Source organism: Tanticharoenia sakaeratensis NBRC 103193 (assembly GCF_000963885.1).
Classification (GTDB): Bacteria; Pseudomonadota; Alphaproteobacteria; order Acetobacterales; family Acetobacteraceae; genus Tanticharoenia; species Tanticharoenia sakaeratensis.
On record NZ_BALE01000027.1, the window covers coordinates 1 to 12,906 of the forward strand.

The 12,906-nt window shown below is 62.4% G+C and carries 19 protein-coding genes; 13 read left to right on the forward strand and 6 right to left on the reverse strand.

Features of this window, described 5'->3' with window-relative positions; all coding sequences use genetic code 11:
* The first annotated feature begins 65 nt into the window (after positions 1–65).
* A complete protein-coding gene (locus tag B8446_RS09675) occupies positions 66–476 on the forward strand; it encodes a carboxymuconolactone decarboxylase family protein (RefSeq protein WP_264921901.1) in 411 nt (136 codons plus the stop codon).
* Between the two features lie 98 nt (positions 477–574).
* Here the strand turns inward: B8446_RS09675 and B8446_RS09680 are convergent, their stop codons facing one another.
* A complete protein-coding gene (locus tag B8446_RS09680; protein WP_048849162.1) occupies positions 575–1,066 on the reverse strand; it encodes a redoxin domain-containing protein in 492 nt (163 codons plus the stop codon).
* 85 nt (positions 1,067–1,151) lie between these two features.
* On the opposite strand from B8446_RS09680, the gene B8446_RS09685 reads away from it, so the two are divergent.
* On the forward strand, positions 1,152–1,787 hold the full coding sequence (locus B8446_RS09685) for a TetR/AcrR family transcriptional regulator (protein ID WP_048849163.1): 636 nt from the start codon (positions 1,152–1,154) through the stop codon (positions 1,785–1,787).
* A gap of 33 nt (positions 1,788–1,820) precedes the next feature.
* Here the strand turns inward: B8446_RS09685 and B8446_RS09690 are convergent, their stop codons facing one another.
* Positions 1,821–2,705 carry a LysR family transcriptional regulator gene (locus tag B8446_RS09690; RefSeq protein ID WP_048849164.1) on the reverse strand — a complete coding sequence of 295 codons (885 nt, stop codon included), beginning with the start codon at positions 2,703–2,705 and terminating at the stop codon, positions 1,821–1,823.
* A 57-nt stretch (positions 2,706–2,762) separates the two neighbouring features.
* Here B8446_RS09690 and B8446_RS09695 point away from each other — a divergent pair, with 57 nt between their 5' ends.
* The 8 genes from B8446_RS09695 (at position 2,763) to yghU (ending at position 8,430) form a co-directional block, all read left to right on the forward strand.
* Positions 2,763–2,981: a hypothetical protein gene (locus B8446_RS09695; RefSeq protein WP_148505942.1), complete on the forward strand. Its 219-nt coding sequence runs from the start codon at positions 2,763–2,765 to the stop codon at positions 2,979–2,981.
* Positions 2,974–3,609, forward strand: a complete 636-nt coding sequence (locus B8446_RS09700; RefSeq protein ID WP_048849166.1) for a glutathione S-transferase family protein — start codon at positions 2,974–2,976, stop codon at positions 3,607–3,609. Before B8446_RS09695 ends, B8446_RS09700 begins: the two co-directional genes overlap by 8 nt.
* A 25-nt stretch (positions 3,610–3,634) precedes the next feature.
* A complete protein-coding gene (locus B8446_RS09705; RefSeq protein ID WP_048849180.1) occupies positions 3,635–4,729 on the forward strand; it encodes an alkene reductase in 1,095 nt (364 codons plus the stop codon).
* A gap of 107 nt (positions 4,730–4,836) precedes the next feature.
* A complete protein-coding gene (locus B8446_RS09710; protein ID WP_048849167.1) occupies positions 4,837–5,511 on the forward strand; it encodes a peroxiredoxin-like family protein in 675 nt (224 codons plus the stop codon).
* A gap of 85 nt (positions 5,512–5,596) precedes the next feature.
* Positions 5,597–6,013, forward strand: coding sequence for a carboxymuconolactone decarboxylase family protein (locus B8446_RS09715; protein WP_048849168.1), 417 nt, complete (start codon positions 5,597–5,599; stop codon positions 6,011–6,013).
* A 12-nt stretch (positions 6,014–6,025) separates the two neighbouring features.
* Positions 6,026–6,775 (forward strand): SDR family NAD(P)-dependent oxidoreductase, encoded by a 750-nt coding sequence (locus B8446_RS09720; RefSeq protein ID WP_048849169.1) that lies wholly within the window; start codon positions 6,026–6,028, stop codon positions 6,773–6,775.
* 65 nt (positions 6,776–6,840) lie between these two features.
* Entirely contained in the window at positions 6,841–7,536 is a 696-nt protein-coding gene (locus B8446_RS09725; RefSeq protein ID WP_048849170.1) for a glutathione S-transferase family protein, read from the forward strand.
* Between the two features lie 18 nt (positions 7,537–7,554).
* The gene (yghU, locus tag B8446_RS09730; protein WP_048849171.1) at positions 7,555–8,430 is read left to right on the forward strand and encodes a glutathione-dependent disulfide-bond oxidoreductase; all 876 of its coding nucleotides are present in this window, start codon (positions 7,555–7,557) and stop codon (positions 8,428–8,430) included.
* A gap of 63 nt (positions 8,431–8,493) precedes the next feature.
* On the opposite strand, the gene B8446_RS09735 is transcribed toward yghU, so the two are convergent.
* The 4 genes from B8446_RS09735 to msrB are packed head-to-tail and all read right to left on the reverse strand — an operon-like array spanning position 8,494 to position 10,867.
* The gene (locus tag B8446_RS09735; RefSeq protein WP_048849172.1) at positions 8,494–9,135 is read right to left on the reverse strand and encodes an NrsF family protein; all 642 of its coding nucleotides are present in this window, start codon (positions 9,133–9,135) and stop codon (positions 8,494–8,496) included.
* Positions 9,125–9,655, reverse strand: coding sequence for a sigma-70 family RNA polymerase sigma factor (locus B8446_RS09740; RefSeq protein ID WP_048849173.1), 531 nt, complete (start codon positions 9,653–9,655; stop codon positions 9,125–9,127). Before B8446_RS09740 ends, B8446_RS09735 begins: the two co-directional genes overlap by 11 nt.
* A gap of 29 nt (positions 9,656–9,684) precedes the next feature.
* Complete coding sequence (msrA, locus tag B8446_RS09745; protein WP_048849174.1) at positions 9,685–10,392, reverse strand: peptide-methionine (S)-S-oxide reductase MsrA; 708 nt, start codon at positions 10,390–10,392, stop codon at positions 9,685–9,687.
* A 13-nt stretch (positions 10,393–10,405) separates the two neighbouring features.
* Positions 10,406–10,867 (reverse strand): peptide-methionine (R)-S-oxide reductase MsrB, encoded by a 462-nt coding sequence (gene msrB / locus B8446_RS09750; RefSeq protein ID WP_048849175.1) that lies wholly within the window; start codon positions 10,865–10,867, stop codon positions 10,406–10,408.
* Positions 10,868–11,043: 176 nt separating this feature from the next.
* Between msrB and B8446_RS09755 the strand changes: the two genes are divergently transcribed.
* The 3 genes from B8446_RS09755 (at position 11,044) to B8446_RS09765 (ending at position 12,867) form a co-directional block, all read left to right on the forward strand.
* The gene (locus B8446_RS09755; RefSeq protein ID WP_048849176.1) at positions 11,044–11,697 is read left to right on the forward strand and encodes a cytochrome b/b6 domain-containing protein; all 654 of its coding nucleotides are present in this window, start codon (positions 11,044–11,046) and stop codon (positions 11,695–11,697) included.
* Positions 11,694–12,443 carry a molybdopterin-dependent oxidoreductase gene (locus tag B8446_RS09760; RefSeq protein ID WP_048849177.1) on the forward strand — a complete coding sequence of 250 codons (750 nt, stop codon included), beginning with the start codon at positions 11,694–11,696 and terminating at the stop codon, positions 12,441–12,443. The genes B8446_RS09755 and B8446_RS09760 overlap by 4 nt, the downstream gene beginning before the upstream one ends.
* Positions 12,444–12,546: 103 nt before the next feature.
* Positions 12,547–12,867: a pentapeptide MXKDX repeat protein gene (locus B8446_RS09765; protein ID WP_048849178.1), complete on the forward strand. Its 321-nt coding sequence runs from the start codon at positions 12,547–12,549 to the stop codon at positions 12,865–12,867.
* Positions 12,868–12,906: the final 39 nt, after the last annotated feature.

Consider the following 12,906-nt stretch of genomic DNA (forward strand, 5'->3'; position numbering starts at 1 on the left):
AAGCAGCAGGATATGAACCGGATTAACGTGGAACGGCTCTAGCAGGTTATACGGCACTCTGGGATCTGTTTTCCAAGACGACACTGACCGCTCATGAGCAGCAGGTCGTTTACCTCACCTCGAACTATGAGAATGATTGCCGTTACTGCATGGCCGGTCATACGACACTGGCCAAAATGCAGAAGATGGAAGCGGCCGTGATTGAGGCTTTGCGTGCCGGTAAGCCCTTGCCGGATGCAAAGCTGGAAGCACTCCATCACTTCACGACGTTGGTCGTCCGCAATCGCGGCCAGGTCGCCGATGCCGATGTCGACGCTTTTATCAATGCCGGTTTCACCCGCCGCAACGTGCTTGAGGTTGTGCTGGGCGTCGCCACCAAGGTGATAAGCAATTACACCAACCACATTGTCCACACCCCCCTCGACGATTTCATGAAGGGGAATGAATGGACGAAACCGGCCAGCAACGCGTCGTGACTTTCGGGCGCCCGGCATGACGCCGAGTGCCCTTTCTTCCGGAACTGGGCACACTATCGAGATTTTCAGGACCGCATCCTGGAATCTGGACCGACATTTTATTTCGACAACGAACGCATAAACGCGACCAACCGGATCACGTCTCCCGGAACAAGCCGCCCGATGGCCCGGGTCGAATACACGGCGTTCACGATAGAGCCATCTGGCGCCAACACAAATCCGGTCGTTTCCAGAAAATGACCGCGTTCGGGATGGCGCATGTCATAGGCCCCGGTGCTTTCGACGATTGTCTCAACGTCAACGGAATGGCCCATTGGAAATGGCCAGTGATGTTTCGCAGCAAACGCCGCCGACGCCGCTTCGTCATCCACCGAGAACGCCATGACGTCGATTTCAGCCTCCGACAAGGCGTCAGCGGCCTGCGCAAATGCGGCGATCTGTTCATTGCAGAACGGGCACCAGTAACCCCGATAGATCAGGATAATCCGATATTTTCCGTTGAGGTCGTTCGCCGGACGCAGCGCGTCTCCTCCGACCTTCGGGATCACGAGATCCGGGAACATATCCCCGTTTTTGAGCTGTCCTGTCATTTTCTTCCTCGTTGATATGGACGATGGCGTCGTGACATGCGATTTCTGCAATGGACTGTCCAGTCCATTGCATTGGAATTGAACCATGACCCGCGAGAGAACGATCGCAAACCGCCCTTTGACGCCCCGTGGCGCGGTGACAAAACAGCGTATCATCGAGGCCGCCGCCGAGTTGATCTATCTGCACGGTGCTGAAAACGTGAGCCTCGACACTGTGATGGACGTAACGAACACAAGCAAATCCCAGCTTTATCATTACTTTGCCAATAAACAGGCGCTCATTCGCGACGTCATCGACCTGCAAACCAGTCGGATCCTGGCCGCCAACGCAAGCTTCCTCGGCGCGCTGGATTCCTTCGTCGCCTTGCGTGCATGGGGCGACATGATTATCGCAGCGTTTCGGGCCAGTAGCGGAATCGGTGGCTGCCCGATCGGCTCGCTTGCCAGCGAGTTGTCCACACAGTCGGAAGAGGCAAGGCTTCAGCTCAGGCAGAGCTTTTCAGACTGGAGCAACGTCATCGAGAATGGCTTGCGCCGGATGCGGCAGATCGGTCAGCTGGACTCGGATACGGATGTTGCCGCTGTGGCGGTGGCGATGGTCGCGGCGGTCCAGGGTGGAATAATTCTGGCGAAAACGAGCCGCGAAACCCGTCCATTAGAACTCGCCATCGACATGGCGCTTGCATATGTAAAACGACATGCCAGTGTTGTCGTCGGGTAGAGCGTCCATTCTGAAAATTGCCTGCGAGACCGCTTACACCATCGAATTCATCAGATCCTCAACAAAGCCTGCGAACTGGCGTGCCTTCGCGGTCATCATGCGACCGGCCGGAAAAACGGCCCAGAGATCGATGGGGGGCAACGACCACCCTTCCAGCACCCGCACGACGGCGCCGCGTTCCAGTTCCGGCGCGAACATCCAGTCCGACGTGATGGTCAGGCCCATGTCCGCCAATATCGCTGCGCGCAATCCTTCGGCGGCGCTGACGCGCAACCGTCCCGAGACGGAAACCGACACCGCCGCCCCGTCCCGCGTGAACGACCAGACGCTCGGCAGTTGACTGTACATGACGGTGTCATGGTTCGCGAGATCTGCAGGGTGCCGCGGCAATCCCGCACGCGCCAGATATGCAGGCGTTGCGATGACCGATCGCCGGCCGGTTGCGATTTTTCTCGCAACGGCCGTGGAATCGGAAAGCGCGCCCATGCGCAGGGAGATATCGACACCCTCCGCCACGAGATCGATCATCCGGTCGTCGAGGAGGAAATCGACATCGAGTTGCGGATGCGCCGCCAGAAACTCAGGCAATTTCGGAATCACATGCAGGCGCGAAAACGTCGTCGCTGCCGACACCCGCAATCGCCCGGACAGCCCGATGCCTGCCCCCCTGGCGGCGAGTTCCGCCTCGTCCGCCTCCTGGATGGCATTGCGCGCGCGTTCATAGAAGTTCTGCCCGGCCTCGGTCGGCGTCAGGCCGTGTGTCGTGCGGATCAGCAAGCTGACCTGAAGCCGGGCCTCAAGCTGCGCCACGGTCTTGGAGACCGCCGGCTGCCCCACGCCAAGCTGACGCGCCGCGGCTGAGAACGAGCCCGTCTCCACCACGCGCACAAACGTGGTCATTGCCTGATATCGGTCCATGCCATTCCTCCGAGGAATGACCTTTATCGCCCCGAGACGACTGCCATGTCGAGCGGCATGGACGATATCGTCTCCTTCACCCGGACAGGCCGGGCCAGAGAGAAAGAAGACCCGATGTTCGGACCCTTCATTGTCGCAGCGTCCGAACCGGCCATCGCGCACGGCATGCTTGCCTTCCAGCTCACCGGCAGCCCGCTTCATGCCCTGCTGGCGTTGGTCGGGCATGCCCTCTCCAGCCCGCAAGCCCGCCAAGAAGGAGAAAACGACGATGCTTGATGTCTATGCTTTCGCGACGCCCAACAGCGTCAAGGTGCCGATCGCGCTGGAAGAACTGGGACTTCCCTATACGCTGCATGGCGTCAATGTCCGCAAAGGCGAACAGAAGATGCCAGAGTTCCTCAGGCTGAATCCCAACGGCAAGGTGCCGGTCCTCGTCGACACGCCCGAGAGCGGCGATCCGTTCGTCCTCACGGAATCAGCGGCGATCCTCGTTTATCTCGCCGAGAAAACCGGGCGGCTTCTGCCGACCAGCGGGGAAGAGCGTGCCCGCGTTTTCGAGCAGCTTTTCTTTCACGCGTCCGGTCTGAGCCCGGCTTTCGGCCAGTCCGGCTTCTTCCAGCGCTTCGCCGCCGAGCCTCAGCCCCTTGCCATCGAGCGTTTCGCCGCCGAAGCAACACGCACGCTGGGCGTGCTCGACGGCGTGCTGGCGGACCGCCCTTTCGTTGCCGGGGAGGACTTCACCATCGCGGATATCGCCCATTTCGGCTGGCTGTGGCGTCGTGGCTTTCCCAACATCACCTTCAGCGACGCGCCGCATGTCGCCCGCTGGTACGAAACGGTCGCAGCACGCCCGGCCGTGCAACGCGGCATCGCCCGTGTTGAAGCGCTTGTCCCGCAAGACTGACATCATCTCCACCGAGGAAAACATCATGTCCATGCTTTTCACGCCTTTCAGGGCGGGCGCGCTGTCGCTCGACCATCGGGTCGTCATGGCGCCGCTCACCCGCATGCGTTCGGAACCCGGCGACAAGGCCGGTGCGCTCATGCGCGAATATTACACCCAGCGCACATCGCACGGTGGCCTCATCGTGTCTGAAGCCACGCCTGTCGCGCGGGAGGGATATGGTTATGCCGGGGCGCCCGGCATTTACGACGATGCGCAGATCGAGGGCTGGCGCACGGTGACCGACGCCGTGCATGCCGGCGGCGGCAGGATCGTCATGCAGCTCTGGCATGTCGGACGGCAGTCCCACCGCGATCTTCAGCCGGACGGTGGCGCGCCCGTGGCACCCTCCGCCATCCAGGCGGAAGGCGATGCCTACACGCCGAACGGGCCGGCGCCGTTCTCGATGCCGCGCGCGCTGGCGCTTCATGAAATTCCCGGCGTGATCGAGCAGTTCTGCCAGGGCGCGGCGCGTGCGAAAGCGGCCGGTTTCGACGGTGTGGAAATCCACGGTGCGAATGGTTACCTGCCCGACCAGTTTTTGCAGGACGGCACCAACCACCGCACCGATGAATATGGCGGCCCGATCGAAAACCGCGCGCGTTTCCTGCTGGAAGTGACGCAGGCGGCCATCGATGTGTGGGGCGCGGATCGTGTCGGCGTGCGGCTGAGCCCAAGCGGCACTTACGGTTCGATGTCCGACAGCAACCCGCAGGAGACCTTCGGCTATGTCGCGGAGAAGCTGGACGAAATGGGCATCGCCTATCTCCACGTCGTCGAGCCGCGCATCAAGGGCACAGAACTGATCGCCGAGAGCGATGCGGTCGCAGCCCGGCATTTGCGCGGTGCGTTCAGCGGCACGCTCATCGCCGCCGGCGGTTTCGATGGCGCCAGTGCCGAGGCGATCATCCGGGCGGGCGACGCCGATGCCGTCGCTTTCGGGCGGGCGTTCATCAGCAACCCCGATCTGCCGGAGCGTCTGCGGCGCAATCTGCCGCTGAACCCTTATGACCGTTCGACCTTCTACGGCGGCGATGCGCATGGCTACACCGATTATCCGGCGCTTGAATCCGTGGGTTGAGACCCCATTCCGGCCCGGAACGACCGATAGTCGTCCGAGCCGTCATCCCCCATGCAGCAGACCGCTCTATCTCAAGCATATCGCAACGACTGACAAAGGAAACGACCATGTCACTTCAGGCAAAACTCGATGCTTTCAAGGCCGATTTCGAAGCCGGCAAGCCGCCCTATAACGTGCCGCATGCGGTCATCGAGGTGATGCACCGTGCCACTGCCGAACTGATTGCCGCCGGTGCTGCCGAGAAGGCGCTCAAGGCCGGTGACAGGGCCCCGGGTTTCACGCTGAACGATCCGGAAGGCAATCCCGTTTCCTCCGCCGATCTTCTGGCGAAGGGCCCGCTGGTCGTGAGCTTCTATCGCGGTGTCTGGTGCCCATACTGCAACATGGAACTGCAGGCGCTCGAAGCCGCCCTGCCGTCGTTCCGCGAACTCGGCGCGAACCTGATCGCCATCTCGCCGCAGACGGCGGTCAACAGCCGCAAGTCGGTGCGCCAGAACGCGCTTGATTTCCCGATCCTGTCGGACACGCATAACGATGTCGCCGCGAAATTCGGCCTGCGTTTCGCTCTGCCGGATTATCTGGTTGAACTCTACCAGAACCTGAAAAACGACCTGCCGGGCTTCAACGGTGACGACAGCTGGACCCTGCCGATGCCGGGCCGCTTCGTGATCGGCCAGGATGGCATGATCCTCTATGCCGAGGTCAACCCGGACTACACCCGCCGTCCGGAGCCCGAGGACATGCTGCCGGCCCTGCGCAAGGCGGCGAACGTCACGGCCTGATCAGCACGGTACACTGGGCCGGATCGGCTGCGCGCCGACCTGGCCCCACGATACCCGGCCCCATAATACAAGGCACACCCAGACCATGACACCGAGAGAAAAAGGCAACGCCGCAACGCTCGCCCTGATGGGTCCAGAGCAGTCGGAGCGCCTTGCCGCCGCCGCCGCGTCCAACACGTTCGGCTCCGACATCGCCGGATACGCCGTCGATCATGTTTTTGGCAATATCTGGACCCGCAACGGCCTCGATCAGGCGCGCAGAAGCCTCATCACCATGACGGTCATGGTGGCGTTGCGCCAGCCGCACGAATTCGGTCTGCATATGAATTTCGCGCTCGATCACGGCATGCCGCTGGATGAAATCGAGGAGGCGCTGATCCAGATGCTCCCCTATGTCGGATTTCCAGCCATCTCGGGCGTCATGCTGATCGCGACGAAAATCGTCGCCGAGCGCGGCCTCGACAAGAAGAGCAACTACACGGGCCATCGCGGCCTGCTTTGAACAGGAGGTTCCATGAGCAAGCTTGAGGGAAAAATCGCACTCGTCACGGGCGGTAACAGCGGTCTTGGCCTCGCCACGGCCCGCCGCTTCGTCGACGAAGGCGCTTTCGTCTATATCACCGGGCGCCGACAGGCCGAACTCGACAGCGCGGTCGCCTCGCTTGGGGCCAATGCCGAAGGCATCCAGGGCGACGTCCGCGACAACGCCGATCTCGACCGCCTGTTCGACAAGATCCGACAGGACAAGGGCCGGATCGACGTCCTCGTCGCCAATTCCGGCATCGTCCTGCCTCAGACGCTCGATCACGCGACGGAAGAGAATTTCGACCGAACGTTCGATGTGAACGTGCGCGGTCTCTATTTCACCGTCGAGCGGGCGTTACCGCTTCTGACGGAAGGAAGTTCGGTCATCATCCTGTCGTCCATCGCGGCGAACAAGGGCGTGCCGGGTTACGGAACCTACAGCGCCAGCAAGGCCGCCGTCCGCAGCTTCGTCAGAACATGGACGGCCGAACTTCTGGGGCGTGGCATCCGGGTGAACGCCATCAGCCCCGGCCCGTTCGATACTCCGATCATGGACGGCCAGGCCGATACGCCGGACGGCGCAGACGCCGTGCGCGCGAAATGGGCTTCCGCTGTGCCGATGCAGCGTCTGGGCCGGCCGGAAGAACTCGCTGCGGCAGCGCTGTTCCTCGCGTCCAGCGAAAGCAGCTATATCGCGGGCATTGACCTGATCGTCGACGGCGGCGCTACTGGAATCTGAGCACTCCGCACCGCCAGTGGGGACTCCGCAGCAAGTGGCATCCCCTCGAAGATACGGGAATTCTCATGATCCGCTTCTATTTTCACCCGACGCCCAACCCCGCCAAGGTCGCTCTGTTTCTCGAAGAGGCCGGGCTGCCCTACGAGGCCATTCCGGTCGATACCCGCAAGGGCGAACAGCATGCGGCGTGGTTTTTGAAAATCAATCCGAACGGCAAGGTTCCCGCCATCGTCGATACGAATGGCCCGGGCGGTCCGGAGACGCAGGTCTTCGATTCCACAGCCATCCTGCTCTACCTGGGCGAAAAGACGGGACAGTTCCTCGGCACCGACGCCGACAGGCCCGAACTGCTTTCGTGGCTGATGCTCGTCGCGACCGGGATCGGTCCGTATTTCGGGCAGGCGGTGCATTTCCAGTATGCCGCCCCGGAAGGCCTAGATTACGCTATCAACCGCTATCGCCGCGAGGCGGAGCGCCATCTTCAAATTCTCGACGACCGCATGAAGGACCGGACGTTCTTCGTCGGCGAGTCCTACACCATCGTCGATATGTCCGCCTGGGGATGGCTCGATCGCGTGCCGCGCGTGCTGAAGGACGACCGCGCCCTCGCGCGCTGGCCGAACCTGACCGCGTTCATGACCCGTATGGCCGGGCGTCCCGCTGTCGGGCGCGTCGGGACGCTCATGACCACACACGACTTCAAAACCGAGATGGACGAACAGGCCCGTCGCGCCCTGTTTCCCTCGAATTTCCCGCTGTAATCGCGAAAGGATCGTCCAATGGCCCCGTCCAGTCCGTATGTGCCGCCGAAAGTCTGGTCCTGGGATGCGCCCAACGGCGGCAAATTTGCCGGAACCAATCGCCCGGTTGCAGGCCCTACGCATGAGAAGGCGCTTCCAGTCGGCCGCCATCCGCTTCAGCTCTACTCGCTGGGAACGCCGAACGGCGTGAAGGTCACGATCATGCTGGAAGAGCTGCTGGCGGCAGGCCATGCTGGCGCCGAGTATGATGCGTGGCTGATCAAGATCGGGGAGAGCGATCAATTCGGTTCCGGTTTTACCGACGTGAACCCGAATTCCAAGATCCCGGCGCTCGTGGATCATAGTCTGGACAGGCCGCTGAACGTGTTCGAATCCGGCTCCATCCTGCTATATCTTGCCGAGAAATTCGATGCGTTCCTGCCGAAGAATATCGCGGGTCGAACGGCGTGTCTCAACTGGCTGTTCTGGCAGGTCGGCAGCGGGCCGTATATCGGCGGCGGCTTCGGGCATTTTTATGTCTATGCGCCGGAGAAAATCGAATACGCGATCAACCGCTTCACCATGGAGGCCAAGCGTCAGCTCGACGTTCTCAACCGGCGACTTGCCGAAAGCCCGTTCATCGCGGGCGACGACTACACGATTGCCGACATGGCGATCTTCCCGTGGTATGGCGGCCTCGTGGAGGGCTGGATGTATAACGATGCCGCCACGTTCCTGAACGTACAGGACTATCCGCATGTCCGGGCCTGGGCGGACCGGCTGCTGGAACGCCCGGCTGTCCGGCGTGGTCGCATGGTCAACCGTATGGTCGGCGAGCCCTCAAGCCAGCTGCACGAACGCCATGATGCGTCTGACTTCGAGACGAAAACGCAGGATCGGCTTGCCCAGGGCTGATATTTCGTGGACCGATCCCGCTGAAAACCAGCCGCCGTCCGGATCCGGATGGCGGCGTTCACCCTACCAGCGGGTCAGCGGCGGCAGGATCAGACGCGTCACGAGTGTCACGACGCCGCATGCCGCCGAATACCAAACGGCGACATAGAGCGGGTCGTCGAACGGACAGGCCAGCGCGAAGGCCAGCGCGCCAAAGGCCGCGGCGGCGATGCCGACTGCCCAAGCCGTGCCGCGCGCATCCACCGGTGCGCCGCGCCGCGCGAACAGGCCGAGTGCCAGCACCGCCGGCAGAGACAATTCCACGATCTTCCGCGCGCAGACGATGCCGTGCGTCGGATCGAGCCGCTGCCAGAACACGGTGGGACCGGCCTGAAGCACGTCCACCAGCCAGCCGAGCACGAGTGCCGCGAGGGCGAGCATGCCCACGATGCGCAGACCTCGTCGCGGTGAGCGTGTGGGATCGAGCGACAGGAGCGCCGTCGTCCCGCCGACGGCGGCAATCACGGCCAGGCTTGCGGCCTTCCACCAGAAGCTCGGCATTCCCATGGCGTGCGGCATGTCCGGACGCATCAGGCCCAGCTTCAGCACGAAGACGATCTCGATCACGCCCAGCGCCAACAGGATCGTCGCGTCCCGCCACGGCGTCCGCCGTCTGACGGGCCGCAGGCCGGTCGCGAGCCGATCGATCAGGGGATCAGTCGACATCACTACCTCGCATTACTAAAGCATTCATGCGGTTCAGACCGCGATGAATGTTGACCTTGACCAGCGTGGCGGACTGTCCTGTTCGGCGTGCCGCCTCCTCGATACTCAACCCGCGCAGCTTGACGAGACGAATGACCTCCGCCTGCGCGGGCTTCAACTGCCCGAGCAGGCGCTCCAGCGCATAGGCCGTCGTCACCTGCTCCTCATGGTCCTGCACCGGCAGGTCGTCGTCGAGCGGCGCATCGTCCACCCGGCTGGCGGCCCGCAACCGGTCGATCCATTTGTATCGGGCGATCGCCGCGATCCAGGGACCGAACTTCTGGGACGGATTGAATGTATGCCGTTTCTCGTGAACGGCCAGCAGCGTGTCCTGCACGGCATCGTCAACCATGGATAGCGGCAGGCGCCGGAGAAAGAAGCGTCTCAGCCATGCCTGCGCCTCGGCGAGCACGCGGCGATAGGCGTCGGCATCGCCGGCCTGAGCCGCGGCCATCCAGCGGCTCCAATCCGCTTCCGTCACGAACCCTCCATCCCTGCTTACGGCGAGAGTCAGCTCCCGCCATCGTCGGCCAGCGTCAGCACGGGCTGCGGGCGCCAAGACGATGCGAACAACGCGTGCAGCGCCTCGATCCGTGGTGCGTCGTATGTAGCGATATATGGGTGATCCGGATAGCGGGCCGCGAAATTTTGGTGATCCGCCTCGGCCGGGTAGAATCCATGATCCGGCGTCACCTGCGTTGCGATGGGCCGCGCGAAGACATGCGCCGCATCGAGCTGCGCGATATAGGCGTGCGCTTCCCGTGCCTGTTCTGTGGAGCGGGTATAGAGTACGGAGCGATATTGCGTGCCGTCATCCGGAAGCTGGCGGTTCACCTGCGTCGGGTCGAGTGCGACGGAGAAGAAGATGCGCATCAGCGTGCCGTAGCTGACCTGCGTCGGATCGAAATCGACTTCAACTGACTCTGCGTGTCCTGTATCGCCGCTGCTGACGGTCTCATAATCCGCCGTGTCGCGCGCGCCGCCGTCGAAACCCGCGCGGGTCGCGGTCACGCCACGGACATGTTCGAACACGCTCTGCACGCCCCAGAAGCAGCCACCCGCGAAGACGGCGCTTGCATGGTGCGTCGCGGGTGCCGGTTCCGCCAGAACGGGCGCCGGAAGAATACGGGGGCCAGGCTCGCCCATTGCCGTGTGGCAGGCAGCGCCGAATGTGGTCAGCGCCACCAGGGAAACGCCGAAAAGTCCTGATCGTGTCATGATTCCAGTTCCTTCAGGCCGTATGGAATGAAAGTGCCACGCCGTTCATGCAGTAGCGCAGGCCCGTTGGCTGCGGTCCGTCATCGAACACGTGGCCGAGATGACTGCCGCAGGTCGCGCACCGCACCTCCGTGCGTTCCATGCCCAGGCTGTCATCGCCACGTTCCTGCACGGCGTGCGGCAGGGCGCTGTCGAAACTCGGCCAGCCGGTGCCGCTGTCGAATTTCGTGCGGGCGTCGAAGGCTGCCGTGTCGCATCCGGCACAGGCGAAGCGGCCGGGGCGATGCTCGGTCAGCAATGGGCTCGAATACGGCATTTCGGTGCCTGCCTCGCGCAGCACATTGTATTGCGCGGGCGTCAGCAGGCGGTGCCATTCGGCGTCGGTATGCGTGACGGGATAATGCCCGGTGGCCCGTGCGCGGCCGAATGCCGCCATGGCAACGGCGGCAAGAAAGAACTGGCGGCGGGATGTCATGTTGTGTCCCCCTTGCTTTGGGTTGTCACAGCGTTCTTCGCGAAAATTCCCTGTCCGGTTACGCGGATAGGAAATTTTTTATTTCCGTCAGGAGATGGCGAAAACTGTAACCTTTCGCGCCTGACCGACGAACGCATCCGCATCAACGCCTGACCATTCAGTCGGAAAGCCCGGACATGCTCTCATCACGCCGCGTGCGACCGCGTCGCACGCCATCGCCCGTTATTCGCATCACCCACTGGATCGGCGCATTGTCGATGCTCGCCATGATCGGCAGTGGCTGGCAGATCTATAATGCTTCGCCCATTCTGCCTTTCGAATTCCCGGCCTGGGCCACGTTGGGTGGCTGGCTGGGCAGCGGGATCGCCTGGCATTTCGCGGCGATGTGGGTGCTGATGGCTGCCGGCGTCGTTTACATGGGGTATGGCGTGCTGTCGGGGCATTTCCGCCGCGATCTGCGGCCCGTCGGCCCGCGCGCCATCGGTCGTGATATGGCGCAGGCGCTGCGCTGCAGGCTGTCCCATGCCGCCGGTCATTACAACGCTGTCCAGCGGCTGCTTTATACCGGCGTGCTGATTGTCGCCCTGCTGACCGTTGCAAGCGGGCTGTCGATCTGGAAGCCGGTACAGCTTGGATGGCTGACATGGCTGTTCGGCGGTTACGATGTCGCCCGCCGCATTCATGTCGCGATGATGACGCTGATCGTCGCCTTTCTCTTTATTCACATCGCGCTTGCCCTGCTCGTGCCGTCGACCCTGTTCGGCATGGTGTTCGGCCGTCATCCGAGCGCGGCGCCGGAAGCGAGCGTTCAGAAGGGAGCCGCCCGATGAGCCAACATCGCCTCGATCGCTCGGCGATCGCTCCCGAACTGCGACGGATCGAACGCCGTCTGATGCTCAAAGGCGCCCTGTCGCTCGGTGGACTGTCGATGCTGTCCGGCTGTGCGCTGGACGACGAGCCCTCCGTGGAGCGCGCGCTCAGCGCAATGTCGCGTTTCACCGACAGGATGCAGGCCCTGCTGTTCAGCCGCCAGCGTCTCGCGCGGGAGTTCGACGCATCCAGGATCACGCATCCTTTCCCGTACAACGCCTATTATGACGAGAGCGCAATTCGCACCGTCGATCCCGCAGGCTGGCGCCTGGAAGTCGGCGGTCTGGTGTCGGACAGACGCCCGTGGACGCTCGCGCAGTTCCGCGCGCTGCCGCAGAAACGGCAAATTACACGCCATATCTGCGTCGAGGGATGGAGTGCGATCGGCGACTGGTCCGGTGTGCCGCTTTCGATGTTCCTGCAACGGGTCGGCGCGGATCTTCGCGCGAAATATGTCAATTTTCGCTGCTTTGACGATTATTCGACCAGCATCGACATGGCGACCGCGCTGCATCCGCAGACCATTCTGGCGCTGGATTATGGAGATCATGCCCTTCCGCCTGCCTATGGCGCGCCGATGAAGGTCAGGATTCCAACAAAGCTCGGCTACAAGAACCCGAAATATCTCGCGTCCATCGAAGTCACCAATCGCTTTCCCGGCGGCTACTGGGAGGATCAGGGCTACGACTGGTTTGGCGGGTCATAAAAAAAGACGCGTCCCTGTAACCCGACGACGTGCCTCATCGAAGAATAGAACAGAGAGGCGGAATGTTTCCTCCTCCACATCACCAACAGATCAGGAAATGACCATGTTCATTCGCAATATCGCGATTGCCGCCGCTTTCTCGTCCGCCGTCGCTCTGGGTGGCGTCGCTCGCGCACAGGGCGCCATGTCGCACGATGCCATGGCTCCGAACCAGATGGCGCCAAACTCGATGGCACATGACAGCATGTCGAAGAATGGCATGGCGCACGACACGATGGCCCCAAATGCGATGACGCATAACGGCATGTCCCACGACGGTATGAAGAAGCATGACGACATGAAAAAGAACGCAATGTCCCACGACAACATGAGCCGTGACAACGCGATGGCCGCTCCGCAGGATGGCATGGCGAAGCCGAACTAGAGCGGCTCCACTGAACGCTGATTCTGTGGCGTGACAGGA